The organism is Streptomyces sp. NPDC037290, assembly GCF_055603245.1.
Window position 1 is genome coordinate 95,387 of sequence record NZ_JBVJVZ010000012.1, and the last position, 21,374, is coordinate 116,760.

The 21,374-nt window shown below is 71.7% G+C and carries 18 protein-coding genes and 2 tRNA genes; 13 read left to right on the plus strand and 7 right to left on the minus strand.

Features of this window, described 5'->3' with window-relative positions:
- Positions 1 to 104 precede the first annotated feature (104 nt).
- Positions 105 to 551, plus strand: coding sequence for a MarR family winged helix-turn-helix transcriptional regulator (locus ACZ7HQ_RS32585; protein WP_470997771.1), 447 nt, complete (start codon positions 105 to 107; stop codon positions 549 to 551).
- A 55-nt stretch (positions 552 to 606) separates the two neighbouring features.
- Here the strand turns inward: ACZ7HQ_RS32585 and ACZ7HQ_RS32590 are convergent, their stop codons facing one another.
- Positions 607 to 1,149 carry an ArsR/SmtB family transcription factor gene (locus ACZ7HQ_RS32590; RefSeq protein WP_470997774.1) on the minus strand — a complete coding sequence of 181 codons (543 nt, stop codon included), beginning with the start codon at positions 1,147 to 1,149 and terminating at the stop codon, positions 607 to 609.
- A gap of 57 nt (positions 1,150 to 1,206) precedes the next feature.
- Between ACZ7HQ_RS32590 and ACZ7HQ_RS32595 the strand changes: the two genes are divergently transcribed.
- Complete coding sequence (locus ACZ7HQ_RS32595) at positions 1,207 to 2,112, plus strand: S41 family peptidase (RefSeq protein ID WP_470997777.1); 906 nt, start codon at positions 1,207 to 1,209, stop codon at positions 2,110 to 2,112.
- 905 nt (positions 2,113 to 3,017) lie between these two features.
- On the plus strand, positions 3,018 to 3,758 hold the full coding sequence (locus tag ACZ7HQ_RS32600; protein ID WP_470997780.1) for a class I SAM-dependent methyltransferase: 741 nt from the start codon (positions 3,018 to 3,020) through the stop codon (positions 3,756 to 3,758).
- A gap of 126 nt (positions 3,759 to 3,884) precedes the next feature.
- On the opposite strand, the gene ACZ7HQ_RS32605 is transcribed toward ACZ7HQ_RS32600, so the two are convergent.
- The 3 genes from ACZ7HQ_RS32605 to ACZ7HQ_RS32615 all read right to left on the minus strand — a co-directional run bounded on the left by ACZ7HQ_RS32605 (position 3,885) and on the right by ACZ7HQ_RS32615 (position 5,044).
- The gene (locus tag ACZ7HQ_RS32605; RefSeq protein WP_470997783.1) at positions 3,885 to 4,631 is read right to left on the minus strand and encodes a TRADD-N-associated membrane domain-containing protein; all 747 of its coding nucleotides are present in this window, start codon (positions 4,629 to 4,631) and stop codon (positions 3,885 to 3,887) included.
- 224 nt (positions 4,632 to 4,855) lie between these two features.
- A tRNA-Cys gene (locus tag ACZ7HQ_RS32610) sits at positions 4,856 to 4,927 on the minus strand.
- A gap of 19 nt (positions 4,928 to 4,946) precedes the next feature.
- Positions 4,947 to 5,044 (minus strand) — tRNA-OTHER (locus ACZ7HQ_RS32615).
- A 178-nt stretch (positions 5,045 to 5,222) separates the two neighbouring features.
- Here ACZ7HQ_RS32615 and ACZ7HQ_RS32620 point away from each other — a divergent pair.
- The 5 genes from ACZ7HQ_RS32620 to dapE all read left to right on the plus strand — a co-directional run bounded on the left by ACZ7HQ_RS32620 (position 5,223) and on the right by dapE (position 12,303).
- A complete protein-coding gene (locus ACZ7HQ_RS32620) occupies positions 5,223 to 6,659 on the plus strand; it encodes an MFS transporter (RefSeq protein WP_470997786.1) in 1,437 nt (478 codons plus the stop codon).
- A 202-nt stretch (positions 6,660 to 6,861) separates the two neighbouring features.
- Positions 6,862 to 8,661: a DEAD/DEAH box helicase gene (locus ACZ7HQ_RS32625; RefSeq protein WP_470997789.1), complete on the plus strand. Its 1,800-nt coding sequence runs from the start codon at positions 6,862 to 6,864 to the stop codon at positions 8,659 to 8,661.
- A 296-nt stretch (positions 8,662 to 8,957) separates the two neighbouring features.
- Positions 8,958 to 9,599, plus strand: coding sequence for an IclR family transcriptional regulator (locus tag ACZ7HQ_RS32630; RefSeq protein WP_470997792.1), 642 nt, complete (start codon positions 8,958 to 8,960; stop codon positions 9,597 to 9,599).
- 191 nt (positions 9,600 to 9,790) lie between these two features.
- A complete protein-coding gene (locus ACZ7HQ_RS32635; protein WP_470997795.1) occupies positions 9,791 to 11,245 on the plus strand; it encodes an amino acid permease in 1,455 nt (484 codons plus the stop codon).
- A complete protein-coding gene (dapE, locus tag ACZ7HQ_RS32640; RefSeq protein WP_470997798.1) occupies positions 11,242 to 12,303 on the plus strand; it encodes a succinyl-diaminopimelate desuccinylase in 1,062 nt (353 codons plus the stop codon). The genes ACZ7HQ_RS32635 and dapE overlap by 4 nt, the downstream gene beginning before the upstream one ends.
- Here dapE and ACZ7HQ_RS32645 read toward each other — a convergent pair.
- Positions 12,284 to 13,840 carry a PucR family transcriptional regulator gene (locus ACZ7HQ_RS32645; protein WP_470997801.1) on the minus strand — a complete coding sequence of 519 codons (1,557 nt, stop codon included), beginning with the start codon at positions 13,838 to 13,840 and terminating at the stop codon, positions 12,284 to 12,286. The genes dapE and ACZ7HQ_RS32645 overlap by 20 nt on opposite strands.
- Positions 13,841 to 13,942: 102 nt before the next feature.
- On the opposite strand from ACZ7HQ_RS32645, the gene ACZ7HQ_RS32650 reads away from it, so the two are divergent.
- The 3 genes from ACZ7HQ_RS32650 to ACZ7HQ_RS32660 are packed head-to-tail and all read left to right on the plus strand — an operon-like array spanning position 13,943 to position 16,634.
- Positions 13,943 to 14,704: a chorismate synthase gene (locus tag ACZ7HQ_RS32650; protein WP_470997803.1), complete on the plus strand. Its 762-nt coding sequence runs from the start codon at positions 13,943 to 13,945 to the stop codon at positions 14,702 to 14,704.
- Positions 14,701 to 15,810, plus strand: a complete 1,110-nt coding sequence (gene menC / locus ACZ7HQ_RS32655; protein WP_470997806.1) for an o-succinylbenzoate synthase — start codon at positions 14,701 to 14,703, stop codon at positions 15,808 to 15,810. Before ACZ7HQ_RS32650 ends, menC begins: the two co-directional genes overlap by 4 nt.
- Positions 15,811 to 15,842: 32 nt before the next feature.
- A complete protein-coding gene (locus tag ACZ7HQ_RS32660) occupies positions 15,843 to 16,634 on the plus strand; it encodes a S16 family serine protease (RefSeq protein ID WP_470997809.1) in 792 nt (263 codons plus the stop codon).
- Between the two features lie 6 nt (positions 16,635 to 16,640).
- Here ACZ7HQ_RS32660 and ACZ7HQ_RS32665 read toward each other — a convergent pair whose 3' ends face one another.
- Positions 16,641 to 17,120, minus strand: a complete 480-nt coding sequence (locus tag ACZ7HQ_RS32665) for an Lrp/AsnC family transcriptional regulator (RefSeq protein WP_470997812.1) — start codon at positions 17,118 to 17,120, stop codon at positions 16,641 to 16,643.
- Between the two features lie 122 nt (positions 17,121 to 17,242).
- Between ACZ7HQ_RS32665 and hppD the strand changes: the two genes are divergently transcribed.
- Positions 17,243 to 18,388, plus strand: coding sequence for a 4-hydroxyphenylpyruvate dioxygenase (hppD, locus tag ACZ7HQ_RS32670; RefSeq protein ID WP_470997815.1), 1,146 nt, complete (start codon positions 17,243 to 17,245; stop codon positions 18,386 to 18,388).
- A 9-nt stretch (positions 18,389 to 18,397) separates the two neighbouring features.
- Here hppD and ACZ7HQ_RS32675 read toward each other — a convergent pair whose 3' ends face one another.
- Positions 18,398 to 19,870 (minus strand): tetratricopeptide repeat protein, encoded by a 1,473-nt coding sequence (locus ACZ7HQ_RS32675; protein ID WP_470997818.1) that lies wholly within the window; start codon positions 19,868 to 19,870, stop codon positions 18,398 to 18,400.
- 92 nt (positions 19,871 to 19,962) lie between these two features.
- Here ACZ7HQ_RS32675 and ACZ7HQ_RS32680 point away from each other — a divergent pair, with 92 nt between their 5' ends.
- Positions 19,963 to 21,369: an FAD-binding oxidoreductase gene (locus tag ACZ7HQ_RS32680; protein ID WP_470997821.1), complete on the plus strand. Its 1,407-nt coding sequence runs from the start codon at positions 19,963 to 19,965 to the stop codon at positions 21,367 to 21,369.
- Positions 21,370 to 21,374: the final 5 nt, after the last annotated feature.

Consider the following 21,374-nt stretch of genomic DNA (forward strand, 5'->3'; position numbering starts at 1 on the left):
GGGCCTCCAGGGGTCGGGTGCGAGGATGGATTCCTGGGAATCCACCTGTCCGACCCCAACCGGATTCCGAGGAAGATGATTCCCAGGAATCTACTGGAGCCAATGTGAGCCACATCACCCCGATCTTCACCGATCTGGTCCGCGTCGAGACCCGCCTCTACAACGCGGTGAGCGCCCGGCTGCGCGCCGAACAAGGGCTGGGACTGGGGCAGTTCGAGCTCTTGGAGATCATCGACCGCGTGCCGGGGTGCCGCGTGCTCGACATCGTCGGCGAACTGGCGATCACCGTGGGGGCCGTCAGCAAGGCGGTCGACCGGCTGGTGGCTGCGGGCTGGTGCCTGCGGGTCGCGCACCCCCAGGACCGCCGCTCGTCCGTCCTCCGCCTCACACCCGCGGGTGAGGAGCGGTTGTCCGCTTCCCGCCCCCTTGTCGAAAGCGAGCTCATCTCACTGACCGCGGCGGTTCCCTCCGACGACCTGGCCCGCATCGCCTCGGCCCTGGCCACCCTTCGCGCGACCCTCGAGGCGGGCTCCCACGGCCGGCCGGGATGAGAGGACGTCCGGGCAATGGTGCCGGTGGTGCTGGCCTCGGAGGTTCGCGCCTTCTTCATGTCGCCGTCGTCCTGCCGGCCGGCGGGGCCTGCTGATAGAGCGCCACCAGCGCGCCGTGCACGGGCTGCTCCTCTGTGCCTTCCTCGGCCTCGTCGACCAGTTTGGTGAGAGTCTCGCCGAGTTCTCTCGCCTTCGCAGGGCTGAGACGCAGGTGGCGCAGTGTCAGGTGGGTCTCGGCGGGTGAGCGGTCCAGCTCCTGGGCGATCGCGGCGAGCATCGCGGCGGTGCCTGCCGCCTGGGGTTCGGCGACGACCATGTGGCGGGCCGTGCGCTGGTAGTACTGCTCGGTGCCGCCGCGGACCTGGCGGGTCTCGGCGATGTGGACCAGCCCGGCTTCGCGGAGCACTTTGAGGTGGTGGGCCACGTTGCCCTTCTTCGCGTCGAGCTGCGCCGCGAGCCGGCTGAGGGTGGCGGGCCGTTGCCCCAGGGCGAAGAGCAACCGCTGGCGCAACGGGTGGGCGAGCGCCGCGAACTGCTCAGGCGCGCCGATCTCCAGGACGTCCTCGGGGGGCGGCAGGTGGGAAGACTGATCTCGCATACCTAAAGTGTCTAAACCCTTTGACGCTTTGGCAAGGGCAGTGCTCTACTCCCTTCCATGACGACTCTGACGAAGTTTCAGCCCGCCCCTGTCATCGACGAGACGGTCCGACTGCTGACCGAGCACTACGTGTTCCCCGAGACGGCCGAGCAGCTCGCCGGCCTGCTGCAACGGCGCCTCGCCGAGGGGGCCTACGACGTCGACGGTGCCGAGGAGCTCGCCCGTCTGGTCACCGCGGACCTGCAGTCCGTCAACGGCGACCGGCACCTGAGACTCAAGCACCACGCCGAGCCGGTGTCCCCGAAGGAGGGGGCGGCCACCCGGGACGCCATGCGCCGGGACTTCGACACCTCGCTGGGCGGTGCGCCCCGGGTGGAGTTGCTCAGCGGCGGGGTCGCCGTGGTGGAGCTGGCCCCGATGCTGTTTCCGCTGGAGTGGGCCGCCGAACCGCTGAGCGCCGCGCTCACCCTGGCCTCCCGCGCGCAGGCGCTCATCGTGGACCTCCGCTCCAACCGGGGCGGCGACCCGGACACGGTCGCCTTCGCCTGCAGCTACCTACTCGACGAGCGCACCCACCTCAACACCATGTCCTGGAACGGCGGCGACCGCAGCGAGCAGTCCTGGAGCCTGCCGTACGTTCCCGGCGCGCGCTTCGGTGGCAGCAAGCCGTTGTACGTGCTGTCCAGCGAGAGCACCTTCTCTGCCGCTGAGGAGCTGGCGTACGACCTCCAGCAGCTCGGCCGCGCCGTGGTCGTCGGTGAGAGCACCCGCGGCGGCGCACACCCGTGCAACGGCTGGACCGTGCACCCCCACCTGGAAGCCACCGTCCCCGTCGGCCGGGCCATCAACCCCGTCTCCGGCACGAACTGGGAGGGCGCCGGTGTGCAGCCGGACGTCCCTTGCGCCGCTGCTGACGCCCTCGACAAGGCGCACGCGCTGGCCCTCGCCCGCCTGACAGGCTGACCCGGCCCGGCTCACCGACAGCACGCACGCCGCGGACGTGCCTTCACCCGACGACCGGCAGGCACCCCGCGCTCGGGAGCCGGGACCTCTTCTGGGATGCGCTGCCTGATGGACAGATACGCCAGGTTTCGCCACCCCCCGCAGGCAGGCTGGCTGGCTATTCGCTTTCGCCACCCCTGCGCCAGTCTTCCGCAAGGGCTTATTCGCCACGAGAAAAGTCGACAAAGTCTCCTCATGGCCGCGATTGGCGTGCTCATGCCCATCATGCGTGCGGTACCGTGCGGGTCACCTCCTTCAGTGCAAGTCAGGAGGTCGGGTGCTGTTCAGTGAACACTTGACACGTCCCTGTGCACACGAACGGCCTGGCTTCGGGATGCCGCCCAAAGCCAGGCCGGTGCGCGGGGCAGGGTGGGCCCGGCCGAGCACGCGTCGGTCGGGTTCACTCACCCTGACCAGCCGTCCGGTACACCCCTCATGCGTCACAGGAAATGCTCAACGCATCCCGCAATGGCAGTGATCGCCGTGAGGAAGAGAGCCGCTAACTCCACCCAGTCCAGCCGTTGGCGTTGTCTGCGGTGCCTTCTTCGCCGAGTCGATCGCTCCATGTCGCCCGACCTCCCATCTCTCTGCATTCCCAACGGGGTTGGGACCTGCCGGTACAGGCAGGCGTTCAAGGAGAGACGGCGTCGGACTTTGGCAACCTACCTGCACGCCCGCTGCAGCGAGGCCAAGAGCCATCGATCGCCTGGGTTCGCCACTCTTAACTGATAGGGTCCGCCAGGCTCCTTACCCGGCCAGGGCGCGCCCGGCGGATCACGGGCCGAGCCAGGGCCGGACCGAGGCGAGGGCCGGCCCATGCCCTAATCGTGTTGACCGCCCCCGGCAGGCAGCGCTTGAGTCGGCACGTGGACAGCATCCCCGCCAACCGGCGATTCTGGAACCGGATCAGCAGCGCCTACCAGCACGAGCACGACCCGCGAATCGGCGCCACACCCCGGTTGTGGGGCATGTACTCCATCCCCGACGCGCACCTGCACGCCCTGGGCGACGTCACCGGCAAGCGTGTCCTCGAACTCGGCTGCGGCGCCGGCCAGTGGTCCAGGGCGCTCGCCGCCGAGGGAGCCGCCGTGGTCGGGCTCGACCTGTCCGAAGCCCAACTCGCCGCGGCGGCCGGCGTGATGGGAGCGGCCCGCTACCCGCTGGTGCAAGGCGCCGCCGAACAACTCCCCTTCGCCGCCGACAGCTTCGACCTGGTGTTCTGCGACTTCGGCGGGCTCAGCTGGGCGCCCCCGCACCTGGCCGTCCCACAGGCCGCACGCGTCTTGCGCCGAGGCGGGCGCCTGGTGTTCAACGTCGCCAGCCCATGGTTCGAAGCTTGCTACGACGAAGCCGCCAGCCGCGTGACCACGACGCTGCAGCAGGACTACTTCGGGCTGAACACCATCGCCGAAGACGGCGGCGCGACCAGCTATCAGCTCACCTACGGCGACTGGGTCAAGGTCCTGCGCGGCGCGGGTCTCATCATCGACGACCTCATCGAGCCGCGGCCCGAACTCGGAACACCCAACGGCTACAACGAAACCGACCCACCCGACTGGGCGCACCGCTGGCCGGCGGAACTGCTCTGGGTAACCCACAAACCGTAAGTTCCGCCGCGCCGAGACGTGAGGGCATCCCCTCGCCGGGCAGGCCCGTGGACGACGTAGGCGCGTTTGGCGAAGTGACGGACCGGCCGCCCCCTCTCGCATGTGGTGATGCGAATGCGTGCGCGGTCAGGACGACTGGCCTGACCGCTCCTCGGCAGCGCTGGACCGTGTAACTTCTGCCTGTCCGGCGATCATTTTCTCTACAAGTAGGCCTAAGATCTCCGCCCGCTTCTCGTCACTGAGTCCGGCATCGGCCAGCAGTCTCTCAGCCGCCAGATAACGGGAGAACTCCAAGGGCTGGTCAAAATATGCGCGGAGATGCCCCGCCGCAGTCTCCTGTGACCGGATGAACGTCCGGCTGATATAACCGGACAGCGTCGCAGACACGGCGCCAAGGGCGCCCGCGACGATGCTGCCCGCCATTGTAGTGGCGTCGAGAGCAACGACGACGAACACGACAAGCAGGGTGAATCCGAGTCCCATTGCGAGCTGAGCGTTGCGGAAGGACTGCTTGGCCTGGCCAAGGGCAATGCCGTGATAGTGGTCGAGGCGCCGGTGCGTGACTGCCCATAATTCCGAAAGTGTGAGACGGGACTGCGCGTCGCCCGGTGCTGTTATTCCCTGCGCTCCGGAAGATTTTTCGTCAGTCGTGAGAGCAGCCGGCGATGTTGGGACAGTGCCACGGAGGGCGTCTTCCAGAACTTGTTCGGCTTCCCGTACTCGTGCGCGAGTCTCGGACTGGGCTCGGTTCTCTTTGGGCTTCAGCAAGAAGGTGAGTGCCAGACCGAGCAGGAACAACGCCGGTGGTACCCCCCACTTGATGAGCAGGCTCCCAAAGTGGCTGGAGGGCCCGGTGAACGCGACCTCGCTCACCCCCAACACCACCCCAAGCGCAACTGAGGAAGCGGTGTACAGGAGAAGCTTCCGCATGGGCGACGACGCAAAGGGCCTGCTGTTCGGCATAGTTGCTCAGCATGCTGGTCAGCTGTGACTGCGTCCACCCTGCACACCGACGGAGACCGCAACTGAGACGGACGAACGAGTGGGCGGCACCCCGGGAGGTGCCGCCCACCTGTCTTGCCTGGTCAAGGCGCCAGAGGCCGTGGCGGGAATCGAACCCACGTAACTCGCTTTGCAGGCGAGCCCCTAAACCACTCGGGCACACGGCCGTGTTCAATCACTCGTCCACAGCCGTGGCGGGAATCGGACCCACGTGACTCCCCGCGAGCGGAGCTCGCTGATGGATGCAGCGCGGGCGAGCCCCTAAACCACTCGGGCACACGGCCGTGTTCGTGGAAACGAAGCTACGGCGGGGGTGTGCCGGGGCTCAAGGGGAGCGGTGGGGCCGCAATGCGACTGCCACACGGCGTTCATGAACGGCTCGGAGGCGTACGACCAAGGTCGCAGTGCCAGCACGACCTCCGACAGGGGTCAAACGGGGCTGTGCGCCTTACTCTGACGACCATGAGTGCCCTCGAATCCCGTGACGCCACTGCCGTGAACCCCGTGGGGCAGGGCGAAGGCGTGCTGGGCCGGGCCTACCGGGCGCTCAGCGTCGGGATGGTCTCCGTCGTGCTGCTGATCGCCTTCGAGGCGACCGCTGTTGGGACCGCCATGCCGGTCGCGGCGCGGGACCTGCACGGCGTGGCCCTGTACGCGTTCGCGTTCTCCGGCTACTTCACGACCAGCCTGTTCGGCATGGTGCTGGCGGGCCAGTGGTCCGACCGGCGCGGGCCGCTGGGGGCGCTGACCACGGGAATCGGGGCCTTTGCCGCGGGACTCGTGGTCGCCGGTACCGCGCAGGTCATGTGGGTGTTCATCCTCGGGCGGGCCGTGCAGGGGCTGGGCGGCGGGCTCGTCATCGTCGCCCTGTACGTCGTCATCGGCCGTGCCTACCCCGAGCGGCTGCAGCCCGCGATCCTGGCTGCCTTCGCGGCGGGATGGATCCTGCCGACCATCGTCGGTCCGCTGGCCGCCGGCGCCGTGACCGAGCACCTCGGCTGGCGCTGGGTCTTCCTCGGGATCCCGGTCCTCGTCGTCCTCCCGCTCGCCCTCGCCCTCCCGCAGATACGGCGCAGGGCCTCGGGCCCGGTGGACGGGGAGGCCGGCGCCGGCGGCTTCGACCGGCGCCGGATCCGGCTCGCCCTCGGCATCTCGCTCGGCGCCGGGCTCCTGCAGTACGCCGCCCAGGACCTGCGCCCCCTCTCCCTCCTGCCCGGGCTGGCCGGCGCCGCGCTGCTGGTGCCCGCCGTCCGCGGACTGCTCCCGCCCGGCACCTACCGGGCGGCCCGCGGACTGCCCTCCGTCGTGCTGCTGCGCGGGGTGGCCGCCGGTTCCTTCGTCGCCGCCGAGTCCTTCATCCCGCTCATGCTGGTCACCGAGCGCGGACTGTCACCGACGCTCGCCGGGTTCTCGCTGGCCGCGAGCGGCAGCACCTGGGCGCTGGGCTCGTGGGTGCAGTCCCGGCCGCGCGTGCAGCCGTACCGGCAGCGGCTGATGCTGACCGGGATGGTGCTGGTCGCCGCCGCGATCGTCACCGCGCCGAGTGTGCTGGTGCACTCCGTGCCCGTCTGGACCGTCGCCGTCGCCTGGGGCTTCGGCTGCTTCGGCATGGGCCTGGTGATCTCCTCCACCGGCGTGCTCCTGCTCCAGCTGTCCGCTCCGCAGGAGGCCGGCGCCAACTCCGCCGCGCTGCAGATCTCCGACGCCCTCTCCAACGTCATCCTCCTCGCCGCGACCGGCGCCGCGTTCGCGGCCCTGGGCGGCGGCAGCCTGGCCGGAACGGCGGTTGCGGCCGACGGCGGCCATCCGGGGGCCTTCGCCGCCGTGTTCCTGCCGATGGCGGTGGTGGCGTTGGCGGGGGCCTGGGTGACGACGCGGGTGCGCGTTCCGCCCGCCTGAGTGGTACCGGGGAGGGCGCCGGCAAGAGGCCGTGGCGCTCCTGCAATCGCCGTGATGTGACGTGGATCCCATCCGTCGGCGACCCGGCCCTGTACGGGCGCCGGTGGTGGGGCGGCGCCGGTAGGGTGGCCCGGTTGTCATACGTAGCCGGGCCGTCCAGGCCCCGACAGCGAGCCGCCCGAGCCCCGATCCAACGGAGACCGTGACTACCACCGCCGCTTCCTCCGCCCACTCCCACCACCTGTCGCCCGCCTTCCCGGGCCGCGCGCCCTGGGGTACCGCCAGCAAGCTGCGTGCCTGGCAGCAGGGGGCGATGGAGAAGTACGTCCAGGAGCAGCCGCGTGACTTCCTCGCCGTCGCCACGCCCGGCGCCGGCAAGACGACCTTCGCGCTGACGCTCGCCTCCTGGCTGCTGCACCACCACGTCGTGCAGCAGGTGACCGTGGTCGCGCCGACCGAGCACCTGAAGAAGCAGTGGGCCGAGGCGGCCGGAAGAATAGGGATCAAGCTCGATCCCGAGTACAGCGCCGGGCCGCTCGGCCGGGAGTACGACGGCGTCGCCGTCACGTACGCCGGTGTCGGTGTCCGGCCCATGCTGCACCGCAACCGGGTCGAGCAGCGCAAGACGCTCGTCATCCTCGACGAGATCCACCACGCCGGTGACTCCAAGTCCTGGGGCGAGGCCTGCCTGGAGGCGTTCGAGCCCGCCACGCGCCGGCTCGCGCTGACCGGTACGCCGTTCCGCTCCGACACCAACCCCATCCCCTTCGTGACGTACGAGGAGGACAACGCCGGCATCCGGCGCTCCGCCGCCGACTACACCTACGGCTACGGGTCCGCCCTGTCGGACGGGGTCGTCCGGCCGGTCATCTTCCTCTCCTACAGCGGCAACATGCGCTGGCGTACGAAGGCCGGTGACGAGATCGCCGCCCGGCTCGGCGAGCCGATGACCAAGGACGCGGTCAGCCAGGCCTGGCGTACGGCACTGGACCCGCGCGGCGAGTGGATGCCGAGCGTGCTGCGCGCCGCCGACCAGCGGCTGACCGAGGTCCGCAAGGCCATCCCGGACGCCGGTGCCCTCGTCATCGCCTCCGACCAGGACTCGGCGCGCGCGTACGCCAAACTGATCCGCGAGATCACGGGCACGAAGGCGACGCTCGTGCTCTCCGACGACGCCGGCGCCTCGAAGAGGATCGACGAGTTCAGCGAGAGCAACGACCGCTGGATGGTCGCCGTGCGGATGGTGTCCGAGGGCGTCGACGTGCCCCGGCTCGCGGTCGGCGTGTACGCGACGACGATCTCCACCCCGCTCTTCTTCGCCCAGGCCGTCGGGCGTTTCGTACGGTCCCGGCGGCGCGGCGAGACCGCCTCCGTGTTCCTGCCGACCGTCCCCGACCTGCTCACCTTCGCCAACGAGATGGAGGTCGAGCGCGACCACGCCCTCGACAAGCCGAAGAAGGAGGGCGAGGAGGACCCGTACGCCGAATCCGAGAAGGAGATGGAGGAGGCGAACAAGCAGCAGGACGAGGACACCGGCGAGCAGGACATGCTGCCGTTCGAGGCGCTGGAGTCCGACGCCGTCTTCGACCGGGTGCTGTACGACGGCGCGGAGTTCGGCATGCAGGCCCACCCGGGGAGCGAGGAGGAGCAGGACTACCTCGGCATCCCGGGCCTTCTCGAACCCGAGCAGGTGCAGTTGCTGCTGCAGAAGCGGCAGGCCCGGCAGATCGCGCACAGCCGGAAGAAGCCGGACACCGAGGCCGACCTGCTGGAGCTGCCCGCCGAGCGGCGACCGGTGGTCACGCACAAGGAGATGATGGAGCTGCGCAAGCAGCTCAACACGATGGTCAGCGCGTACGTGCACCAGAGCGGGAAGCCGCACGGCGTGATCCACACCGAGCTGCGCCGGGTGTGCGGGGGGCCGCCCAGCGCGGAGGCCACGGCGGGGCAGCTGCGGCAGCGGATCGCCAAGGTGCAGGAGTGGGCCACACGTATGAAGTGAGGGCCAGGGCCGAACATGTGCCCGGTGTGCGTATCCGGACGAATCCAGGCAGGCCGGAACTGCTCTTGCCCGGATTCTGGACTGAGACTTCCGCTCAGCGAACCGGCTTCGCTACTGTCCCGCTACGCACACGCCCCGTGGCAGCGCCGCCGCGGAGCGCAGCCGTGAAGCGACATGGCCCGGAGCCGCCGGGCCGTTCTGCCGATCGGCGGCCTCTGAAGCGCGTCGCCGACGGGACTCGACGACGCATCCGCTGCCCGGGGGCCGCCGGCCTCACCACCAAAGGAGTGGGCGTCGTGACCGCGGAGACCTCTCAGACGCTCGACCGGGGACTGCGCGTCCTCAAGCTGCTGGCCGACACGGACCACGGGCTGACCGTCACCGAGCTGTCCACGAAACTGGGTGTGAACCGTACGGTCGTGTACCGGTTGCTCGCCACGCTGGAACAACACGCCCTCGTGCGACGTGACTTGGGCGGGCGAGCCCGGGTGGGGCTCGGGGTGCTGCGGCTCGGGCGGCAGGTGCACCCGCTGGTGCGGGAGGCCGCGTTGCCCGCGCTGCGGTCGCTGGCCGAGGACATCGGCGCGACGGCGCACCTGACGCTGGTGGACGGGACGGAGGCGCTGGCCGTCGCCGTGGTCGAGCCGACGTGGACCGACTACCACGTGGCGTACCGGGCCGGGTTCCGGCACCCGCTGGACCGGGGGGCCGCGGGCAGGGCGATCCTGGCGGCCCGGCAGTCGCCGGCCGTGGATCCCGGGTACACCCTCACGCACGGTGAGCTGGAGGCCGGGGCGAGCGGCGCCGCTGCGCCGCTGGTCGGGGTCACGGGGGTCGAGGGCAGCGTGGGCGTCGTGATGCTGGCGGACTCCGTGCCGGAGCGGGTGGGACCGCGGGTGGTGGAAGCGGCGCGCGAGGTCGCGGAGGCGTTGCGCTGAGCACCCGAAGGGGTGCGGGGAACCGCGCGACCGGCCACGGCGGACCCGCACCCGGCTGATCACCCTCGCCGGCCCTTTGCCCATCCGGCCAATGAGCGACCCGCACCTTTGGCCGATCCGCCCACCCCGCCACCCCGTCCCCCTCCGCATCATCAAGGGCCATACAGCCCCGAGGCGGAGGGAACAGCGCGGTGGACACAGTGGGTACCCGGCCGGAGGCCGGCCGGCAGAGATCGCGGACCGCACCACTCACCCGGCGCCAGCCGGTGCAACGCCTCGTCGGCGAAGCCGCCGGCAGCCCGCTCAGGCGGACCATGGGCGTGGCCCAGCTCACGCTGCTCAGCGTGGGTGCCACCCTCGGCACCGGCATCTTCGTGGTGTTGGGCCAGGCCGTGCCCGAGGCCGGCCCCGCCATCGTCGTCTCCTTCGTGCTGGCCGGCGTCACCGCCCTGTTCTCCGCACTGTCGTACGCCGAGCTGGCCGGCATGATCCCCGGCTCGGGATCCTCCTACAGCTACGCCTACGCCACCCTCGGCGAACTCGTCGCCTGGGTGTGCGGATGGTGTCTGATCCTGGAGTACGGGGTCTCCGTCGCCGCCGTCGCGGTGGGCTGGGGGCAGTACGTCAACGAACTGCTCGACCTGACCTTCGGCGTCACCCTCCCCGACTCGCTCAGCGCGCCGCCCGGGGCCGGGGGCACCCTGAACATCCCGGCCGCCCTCATCGTCGTACTCGCCATGGTCGTCCTGCTGCGCGGCGCCAGGGAGAGCGCCGTCGCCAACACCGTCATGGTCGGCGTCAAGATCGCGGCCCTCGTCCTCTTCTGCGCCGTCGCCTTCACCGCCTTCCGCGCCGGGAACTTCCACCCCCTCTTCCCGCTCGGCGCCGCCGGCATGAGTGCCGGAGCGGCCTCGCTCTTCTTCTCCTACATCGGGTTCGACGCCGCCTCCACCGCGGGTGAGGAGGCACGCAACCCCCAGCGGGACCTGCCGCGCGCCATCATCCTGTCCCTCGTCCTGGTCACCGCCCTGTACGTGCTCGTCGCCGTCGCCGCGCTCGGCGCGATGCCGTGGAAGCAGTTCGCGGGGACGGAGGCGACGCTCAGCGAGGTGCTCGTCCGGTCCGTCGGCGGCGGGAACCTGTGGCCGGTCCTGCTGTCCGTCGGCGCGGTCGTCGCCACCACCAGCGTGGTGCTCACCGTGCAGTACGGGCAGATCCGCATCCTGTTCGCCATGGCCCGGGACGGTCTCGTGCCGCCCCTGTTCGCCAAGGTGCATCCCCGCACCGGGGTGCCCCGCGCCAACACCGTGATCGTGTCGACGTTCATCGCCGTCCTCGCCGCCCTCGTCCCGCTCGGCAGCCTCGCCGACGCCACCAGCATCGGCACCCTCTTCGCGTTCATGCTGGTCAACCTGGCGGTCGTGCTGCTGCGCCGGCGCAGCCCCGACGTCCCGCGCTCCTTCCGGGTGCCGTTCTCGCCCGTCACGCCCCTCCTCGGGGTCGGCTTCTGCGTCTACATGCTGGGCAGCCTGGGCGCCGGCACCTGGATCGCGTTCGGTGCCTGGATGGCGGTCGGTCTCGTCGTCTACGGCCTCTACGGCATCCGGCACTCCAAGCTCCGCCGGCCCCAGGAAGACCTCGCATGACCGTCCCCGGACTCGACGTCACCGCCGACGTCGTCAGCCTCACCCGCGCCCTCGTCGACCTGCCCTCCGAGAGCGGGCGGGAGGACGTCATCGCGGACGCCGTCGAGAACGCCCTGCGCGGGCTGCCCCACCTCGCCGTCGACCGGGTCGGCAACTCCGTCGTCGCCCGCACCGGTCTCGGGCGCCCCGAACGCGCCCTGATCGCCGGTCACCTGGACACCGTCCCGGCCGCGGGGAACCTGCCCTCCCGGCTCGCCGACGGCCGGGTGTACGGGCTCGGCGCCTGCGACATGAAGGGCGGGGTCGCCGTCGCCCTGCGGCTCGCGGCCACCGTGCCCGCACCCACCCGTGATCTCACCTACGTCTTCTACGAGTGCGAGGAGGTGGAAGGGGACAGGAACGGGCTCGCCCGCATCGGTGCCGAGCGGCCCGGCCTGCTCGCCGACGCCTCACTCGCCCTTCTCATGGAACCCTCCGACGCCGGCGTGGAGGCCGGCTGCCAGGGGATCCTCACCGCCGACATCGTGGTCGAGGGCGTCCGTGCCCACACCGCCCGCGCCTGGCAGGGCGTCAACGCCGCCCACAAGGCCGGCGAGGTCCTCCGGCGGCTCGACGCGCACCGGCCGGAGCGCGTGGTGATCGACGGGCTGGAGTACCGGGAGGGGCTCGGCGCCGTCGCCGTACGGGCCGGGGTCGCCGGGAACGTCGTACCCGACGAGTGTGTCGTCACCGTCAACTGCCGCTTTGCACCCAGCCGTTCGGCGGGCGAGGCGGAGGCGTACGTGCGCGGGCTCTTCCCGGAGTACGAGGTGCGCGTCACCGAGGTCGTCGCGGGTGCCCTGCCGCATCTGGACCGGGTCGGCGCCCTCGTCGCCGCGCTCGGTGCCGAGCCGAGACCCAAGCTCGGCTGGACGGACGTCGCCCGGTTCGCCGCACTGGGCGTGCCCGCGCTCAACTACGGCCCCGGGGACCCGTCCCTCGCCCACACGGCGGGGGAGTACGTCCCCGTCGACCACCTGCACTCCTGCGAGGACCGGCTCAGGGCCTGGCTGGTCTGAGCCCCGCCAGCGTCCGCAACTGGAGCCACAGCACCAGCCGTTCGTCGGGGTCGTCCAGGTCGACCCCGGCGTGCTGCTGGAGCTGTCTGAGGCGGTAGCGGCAGGTGTTGGGGTGCACGGCGAGGAGCTTCGCCGCGCCCGCCATGTCGCAGCCCGCGTCGAACCAGCAGACCAGCGTGCGCGCGTACTCGGTGCCGTGCGCGGCGTCGTACGCCAGCACCCGCCGCCACGCGCCCGCGTTCAACTCCCGCCGCTCACCCATCACTTCGGCCAGTCGCAGCAGTGTCACGCGCGCCCGGACCTCGTCCACCGTGGCCACCGGCAGCTCCGCGTCCAGCACCCGCAGCACCAGGTCCGCGTCCGCCCGCGAGTGGGCGAGGCCCTCCGCGTCCGGCACCACCTCGCCCAGCGCCGCCCGCACCGGCACCCGCAGGGCCTGCCCGGCCCGCGCCACGATGTCCTCGGCGAGCCTCCTGTGCCGCTCACCGGGGCCCGGCAGCACCGCGTACACCACCCCGTCCACCAGCACGCCCGCGTGCCGCCCGTAGCGCGCCTCGCCCTGCAGCCGTACGAGGTCCAGCAGACGTGACGCCGTCCGCTCGGCGTCCGGGACGCTCGCGGCGGAGTCCAGCACGAAGGCCGCCACCCGGGCGGGGCCGGTGACGCCCAGGCGCTCGGCGGCCGTCGCCGCGTCCGCCGCCGTGCCGTCCAGCAGCCGGCGCAGCAGTTCGCCGCCCCGGTGCCGGGCCAGCTCCCGGGCCGCACGCGCCCTCAGCAGGAGCAGCGCGGCCGTCGAGACGCCCTGGGCGAGGGTGTCCTCGGCGTCCGGGGCGAGCGAGCCGCTGTCGACCACCCACACCGAGCCGAGCGTCTCCCCGCCCGCCCGCACGGGCATCGCCAGGCGGGGCAGGTCCCCGTCGGCCAGCGCGGGCAGCCTGAGCGGGCGGTCGGCGGCGAACAGCCGACGGTACTGCTCGGTGTTCTCCGTGCTGTCCGTCGGTACCTGACGGCCGAGGATGCCCTGCCGGCGGTCCTCGTCGATCGGCTGGCCGGGGACCGTGGAGTAGGCGAGGATCCGCTGCCGGGGGTCCTCGACGGCGGTGGCCCCGCCGGTCGCCGTCGCGATCGCGTCGGCCAGCGCGAACAGGTCGCCGAGCCCGCTGTCGGGGGCCGCCGCGCTGGGCCGGGCGGCGATGGCCGAGGCCAGCAGCAGATGCACGTGATGCCAGGCGGCGTCCTCGGCGACGGACAGGAGGGCCACGCCGTGCGCCTCCGCCTCCGCGACCGGCCCGTCCGCGCCGCGCACCACCACGCCGGTCAGATCGGCCTCCGCGGCCGCCCGCAGCAGCGGCCCGGCCTCGTCCGCCGCCACGCCGACCGCCAGCAGCAGCGCGCCGGGCAGCCGGGGCAGCGGGGTGCGGCCGTCGTAGAGCACCGCCTCCGTGACCGGTACGGCCTGACCGGCGGGGGCCGTGTGCAGGCGCAGGGCGGGGCCGCCGACGACGTCCAGGAGGTCACCGAGGGTGCAGACGTCCATGAGGGTCCCCGAGCAGGCTGTTGGCGGATGGTGAAACGAACCTACGCATCCCTTGGCCGCTCGCACAACACGCACGGGGCCAGCTCCTTCGAGACTCGTGCCATGACAGCAGGAGTCACCATCCGTACCGTCCACGACGTGGCAGGCCTCGCCGCCGTGGCCGGCTACTTCAGCGACGTCTGGCAGACACCCCGCACCGCCCCGCCCTACCCCGCGGAGGTCCTGCACAGCCTGGTGCACGCGGGCGGCGCGGTGCACGCCGCCTACGACGGGCAGCGGCTCGCCGGTGCGGCGGTCGCCGTCCTCGGCGCCGAACGCGGCACGTACTCGCTGGTGGCCGCCGCCGACCGGGGGCTCGGGCACGCCGTGAAGCTGGCCCAGCGCGAGTGGGCGGCCGGGCTCGGCGCGCGCACCATGCGCTGGACCTTCGACCCGCTGGTCGGCCGCAACGCCCGCTTCAACCTGGCCAAGCTGGGCGCCGTCGGCACGGAGTACCTGGTCGACTTCTACGGCCCCATGACCGACGGGGTGAACGACGGCGACGAGAGCGACCGGCTGACGGTGACCTGGGACCTGACCGCGCCGGTCCGGTCGTACGAGGCGCCGGAACACGCCGGCGCGCCCGTGATCCGCAGGGCCCCCGACGGCGACCCGCTCGCCCGCCGGGACCCTGCCGGCCGGTACGTCTGGTGCCGGGTGCCCGAGGACGTCGTGAAACTGCGCGCCGCCGAGCCGGAGCTGGCGCTGCGCTGGCGGCACGCGGTGCGCGACGTGTTCCTGGACGCCTTCGGGGAGGGGTTCCGGGCCACCGGCATGTCCCGCGACGGCTGGTACGCGCTCACCCGTGAGGGGGCCGCGGCATGAAGCTCGAACGCGTCGAGATCGTGCACGTGGCGATCCCCCTCGTCACCCCCTTCCGCACCTCGTTCGGCACGATGACGACCAAGGACACGTTCCTCCTGCGGGCCGTCACGGACACCGCCGAGGGCTGGTCCGAGTTCGCCGCCGACCCCGAACCGCTGTACTGCTCGGAGTTCGTCGCCGGCGCCGAGACCGTGCTGCGCGACTTCCTGATCCCGCGCGTGGCCGCCCTCCCGGACCTCACCACGGCCGCGCTCGCTCCCGCCCTGGCGAAGATCAAGGGGCACGAACTGGCGAAGGCGGCCCTGGAGACGGCCCTGCTGGACGCCGAGCTGCGCGCGTACGGCATGCCGCTCGCCGTGTTCCTCGGGGCGGTACGGGACCGGGTGCCGGCCGGGGTCTCCGTCGGCATCACGAACTCGGTCCCCGAGCTGCTGGACGACGTCGAGCGCTACCTCGCCGAGGGCTACGTGCGCATCAAGCTGAAGATAGAGCCCGGCTGGGACGTGGAGCCGGTCCGCGCGGTCCGCGACCGTTTCGGCGACGGCCTCCCCCTCCAGGTGGACGCCAACACCGCGTACACCCTTGCGGACGCCGAGCATCTGCGGCGCCTGGACGAGTTCGGGCTGCTGCTGATCGAGGAGCCGCTGGAGGAGAACAACCCGTACGCCCACGCCCAGCTGCAGAAGCGCCTGCGCACGCCGGTCTGCCTGGACGAGTCCCTGCACCACGCCCGCGACACCGCCTCCGCGATCGCGATGGACGCCTGCCGGGTGGTGAACGTCAAGCCGGCCCGGGTCGGCGGCTACCTGGAGGCCCGCCGGGTCCACGACGTGGCGCACGCGCACGGGGTGCCGGTGTGGTGCGGCGGCATGCTGGAGACGGGCATCGGCCGCGCCCCCAACCTGGCGCTGGCCGCCCTGCCCGGCTTCACCCTGCCCGGGGACACCTCCGCCTCCTCCCGCTACTTCGCCGAGGACATCACCGAGCCGTTCGTCCTGGAGGACGGCCACCTCCCGGTACCGGCCAGCCCCGGCATCGGCATCGAACCGCTTCCCGGGGCGCTGCGGCGGTTCACCCGGGAACGCCGGGACCTCTACGTGGCATAAGGCACGGACGGTGGTCACGTTAGATTGAACTTGTGCTCTCTCGTCTCACGCGTTCCCAGGCCGTAGCCGTCTGCGCGCTGCCCCTCGTGGCCCTGCTGGCCACGGCGGCGTTCGCGCCGCTGCCGTTCTCGGTGGCCGAGCCCGGCATGACGGCGAACGTGCTCGGCACGAACCGGGGCACCCAGGTGATCACCGTCTCCGGTGCGCCGGTCCGGACGACCCGCGGGCAGCTGCGGATGGTCACGATCATGGCGACCGGCCCGGACGCCAGGGTGACCCTCGGCGACGTGGCCGGCAACTGGTTCCGCACCGACCGGGCCGTGATGCCGCGTGACGCCGTCTACCCGAGCGGCGACACGGTCAAGGAGATCGAGCAGCACAACGAGGCCCAGATGCGGCAGTCCCAGGACGCCGCGACCCAGGCGGCGCTGGGGTACCTCGGGCTCAGCGCGGACAAGGTCAGGGTGACGCTGAAGCTCGCCGACGTGGGCGGCCCGAGCGCGGGTCTGCTGTTCACCCTGGGGATCATCGACAAGCTGCACGGCGACGGCAGCGGCGGCGACCTCACGGGCGGCCGCACCATCGCCGGTACGGGCACGATCGACGCCGCCGGCAGGGTCGGCGCGGTCGGCGGGGTGGCCCTGAAGACACAGGCCGCCCGGCGGGACGGGGCGACGGTCTTCCTGGTACCGAAGGCCGAGTGCGCCGACGCCAGGGCGGAACTCCCGAAGGGCCTGCGCCTGGTGCCGGTGACCACCCTCAAGGACGCGGTGAACTCCCTGCTGGCCCTGGAGAAGCACAAGGATTCGGTACCGAGCTGCTGACGCCGCTCAGCTCCCTTCCCGGTCCTCCGCCGCCTGTTCCACCAGGGGGATGATGCGCAGGGGAACGGGGTTCTCCATGACGATCGCCGTGGAGGCGCGGACGATGCCCTCGAAACCGATGACCCGGTCGATCACCCGCTGGAGGTCGGCGTTCGAGCGGGCCACGAGACGGCACAGCATGTCCCCGCTGCCGGTGGTCGTCAGCAGCTCCAGCACCTCCGGCACGGTCGCCAGGTGCGCGCGTACGTCGGGTCCTTGGCCCTGGCGGATCTGCAGCGTCGCGAAAGCCGTCACCGGATATCCGAGGGCCGCCGGATCCACCTGCGGGCCGAAGCCGCGGACGACTCCGTTCGACTGAAGCCGGTCCAGGCGCGCCTGCACCGTGCCCCGCGCGACCCCCAGCCGCCGGGACATCTCCAGCACGCCGATGCGTGGCTCCCGGGCGAGGAGCACGATGATCCGCCCGTCCAGACGATCGATCGCCACGGCGCCTCCAGGGATGGTCATCCTGTACAGAAAGTCCGTCGGTGCGGCTGTACCACTGAACATATTGCCCAGTGAATACGCCAACTATTGCGCACCTTGCAGAGCGGGGCCACCCTTCCGGCATGACGCAGACCACACACCACACTCCCGACACCGCACGGCAGGCCGACCCCTTCCCGGTCAAGGGAATGGACGCGGTCGTCTTCGCCGTGGGCAACGCCAAGCAGGCGGCGCACTACTACTCCACCGCCTTCGGCATGAAGCTCGTCGCGTACTCCGGCCCGGAGAACGGCAGCCGCGAGACCGCCAGTTACGTGCTCGAGAACGGCTCCGCCCGCTTCGTGTTCACCTCGGTGGTCAAGCCGAGCACCGACTGGGGCCGCTTCCTTGCCCGGCACGTGGCCGAGCACGGCGACGGCGTCATCGACCTGGCCATCGAGGTCCCGGACGCCCGCGCCGCGTACACCTACGCGATCGAGCACGGCGCGCAGGGCGTCGCCGAGCCGTACGAGGTGAAGGACGAGCACGGCACCGTCGTCCTCGCCGCGATCGCCACCTACGGCGAGACCCGCCACACCCTGGTCGACCGCTCCGGCTACGACGGCCCCTACCTGCCCGGTTACGTCGCCGCGAAGCCGATGGTCACCCCGCCCGCCCAGCGCACCTTCCAGGCCATCGACCACTGCGTCGGCAACGTCGAGCTCGGCAGGATGAACGAGTGGGTGGCCTTCTACAACAAGGTCATGGGCTTCACGAACATGAAGGAGTTCGTGGGCGACGACATCGCCACCGAGTACAGCGCGCTGATGTCGAAGGTGGTCGCGGACGGCACCCTGAAGGTGAAGTTCCCGATCAACGAGCCCGCGATCGCCAAGAAGAAGTCCCAGATCGACGAGTACCTGGAGTTCTACGGCGGCGCCGGCGTCCAGCACATCGCGCTGAACACCAACGACATCGTGCAGACGGTCCGCACCATGCGCGCGGGCGGCGTCGAGTTCCTCGACACCCCCGACTCCTACTACGACACCCTCGGCGAGTGGGTCGGCGACACCCGGGTGCCGATCGAGACCCTGCGTGAGCTGAAGATCCTCGCCGACCGCGACGAGGACGGCTACCTGCTGCAGATCTTCACCAAGCCGGTCCAGGACCGGCCGACGGTCTTCTTCGAGATCATCGAGCGGCACGGCTCGATGGGCTTCGGCAAGGGCAACTTCAAGGCCCTGTTCGAGGCGATCGAACGCGAGCAGGAGAAGCGGGGCAACCTGTAACGGCGGCCCCTATGCGCTGGGCGCCGGCTCCTCGGGTACCTCGCCCAGCGCCCGCAGCGCCTCCTGCGCCACCGGAACCTGCAGCGGCGAGAAGGCCGGGTTGAACCGCAGCGCCTCCTGCAGGTGCCGGCGCGCCAGGGCCGGTTCGTCCAGCTCCAGCTCGATCAGACCCCGGTGGAAGGCGTACAGCGCGCTGCGCACCCCTCCGCCCTTCGTCGCGTCCGTCGCGGTGGTGGCGTAGGTCAGCGCCTCCTCGTCGTCGCCGGTCTGGTGCAGCGCCCAGCCGAGCGCGTCGGCCACCTCGATGCCCGGCTGGCGCTGCCACTCCTCCTGCAACCGCTCCACGGCCTCCTGCGGGTCCCCGTGGTCCGCCTCGTACTGGCCGATCAGCACCTCCTCGTCGATCCCGGCCGCCATCCCGCGCCGCACCAGCTCCTTCACCTGGTCGTACTGCTCCCGGGCCTGTTCGGTCATGCCGCGCGCCTCGTACAGCTCGCCCAGCTCATAGGCGTCCCGCGCCACCGGGTGCCGGGTGAGTGCCGCCCGGTACGCCTCGTACGCCTCCGTCGTGCGGCCCAGCGCCGCCAGCACCCGGCCCCGTCCGGCCAGCGCCGCCTCCTGGTCGGGATCGAGGCGTACCGCCGCCTCGAAGTGCCGCAGCGCGTCCGGGAAGTCCCCGCGCTCCCAGGCCAGCTGCCCGAGCGCGCTCGTGTAGGCGGCCTGCTCGGCCGGGGTGCCGGCGGCTGCCGCCGCATCGGTCAGCTGGGCCACCGCGTCCTCGCGCCAGCCCCGGTCCCGGTACACCGCCGCGGCCCGTGCCATCACGGCGGGCCGGGCGGCGGCGCCGGTGCGCAGCCCCAGCAGTTTGTCCAGCGTGGAGCGAGCGTTCTGGTAGTCGCCGAGGCCGGTGTAGGCCTCGATCAGCGGCGGATACGCCGACCACCGCTTCGGCGTCGCCTGCAGCGCCTGCTCGCCGTACCGTTTCGCCGCCGGAAAGTCCCGGCGCGCCAGCGCGAGCGCGGTCATCCCGTCCAGTGCCTCGGTGTTCTGCGCCGCCCGCAGCTGCAGGGAGGTCTGCAGTGCCTGCTCGGCCCGCGGACAGTCCGCCGGGTCGGCCGTCCGGCGCGCCCGTGCCGCATACGCGGCCCCCAGCACGGCCCACGCGCGCGCGTCCCGGGGCTGCGCCCGCACCCGCTGCTCCTGCTGCGCGATGAGCGCCCCCAGCTGCGGCAGCGCGGCCGGCAGCCCCGAGGTCACCGCCGTCAGCGCCTGTGCCGCCTGGGCCTGGGCCTGCGGACCGGCGGCGGGCGGGGGTACCGCCCCGTACGGCCGCTCCTCGGTCAGCAGCATCAGCACCGCGCCCGCGGCCACGCCACCGGCCAGCGTGGTGACCAGCACCCGGCGCGGCCACCGCCGGGAGCGGCGCGGCGCCGGCGGCTCGCTCGGCAGGGACGTACCCGGCACACCCACTCGGTTGTCCATGGTCCTCACTGTGCGTCAATACGACGATCACATCCGGGTGGACCAAGCGGAGGACGGACGGGGTTCACACCGATGGGCGCGGGTGCGACCCTGTGATCATGAGCCGCATCGAAGCCCCCCGCGACGAGGCAACCAGCAACCTCACCGACCGGCTCCTGGTCGGCCTGCCCGCCGAGGCCGTGCTGACCGACCCCGACGTCACCGCCTCCTACGCCAACGACATGGCGAGCTTCTGCCCGGCCGGCGCCCCGGCCGTCGTCGTCCTGCCGCGGACGGTCGAACAGGTCCAGCACGTCATGCGCACCGCCACCGAGCTGCGCGTCCCGGTGGTCCCGCAGGGCGCCCGCAGCGGCCTGTCCGGCGCCGCCAACGCCACGGACGGCTGCATCGTGCTGTCCCTCACCCGGATGGACCGCATCCTGGAGATCAGCCCCGTCGACCGGATCGCCGTCGTCGAACCGGGCGTGATCAACGCGACCCTGTCCCGCGCGGTCGAGGAACACGGCCTGTACTACCCGCCGGACCCCTCCAGCTGGGAGATGTGCACCATCGGCGGCAACATCGGCACGGGCTCGGGCGGCCTGTGCTGCGTCAAGTACGGCGTGACCGCCGAGTACGTCCTCGGCCTGGACGTCGTCCTCGCCGACGGCCGCCTGATGTCCACCGGCCGCCGCACCGCGAAGGGCGTCGCCGGCTACGACCTGACCCGTCTCATCGTCGGATCCGAGGGCTCGCTCGGCATCGTCGTACGGGCCGTGCTCGCGCTCAGGCCCAGGCCTCCGCAGCAGCTGGTGCTGGCCGCGGAGTTCCCCTCGGCGGCCGCCGCCTGCGCCGCCGTCTGCCGGATCATGGAGGGAGGTCATGTCCCCTCCCTCCTCGAACTGATGGACCGTACGACCGTCAAGGCCGTCAACGACCTCGCCCACATGGGCCTGCCGGAGACCACCGAGGCGCTGCTGCTCGCCGCCTTCGACACCCCGGACCCCGCCGCCGACCTCGCTGCCGTGGGCGCGCTGTGCGAGGCGGCCGGGGCCACCCAGGTCGTCCCCGCCGAGGACGCGGCCGAGTCCGAGCTGCTGCTGCAGGCCCGGCGGCTCTCGCTGACCGCGCTGGAGGCGGTCAAGGGCACGACGATGATCGACGACGTGTGCGTGCCCCGCTCGCAGCTCGGCGCGATGCTGGAGGGCGTCGAGCGGATCGCCGCCAAGTACGACCTGACCATCGGCGTCTGCGCGCACGCCGGCGACGGCAACACCCACCCCACCGTCTGCTTCGACGCCCAGGACGCCGACGAGTCCCGGCGCGCCCGCGAGTCCTTCGACGAGATCATGGCCCTCGGCCTGGAACTGGGCGGCACCATCACCGGCGAACACGGCGTCGGCGTCCTGAAGAAGGAGTGGCTGGCCCGGGAGATCGGCCCGGTCGGCGTCGAGATGCAGCGCGCCGTGAAGCAGGCCTTCGACCCCCTGGGCATCCTCAACCCCGGCAAGGTCCTCTGAGCCCG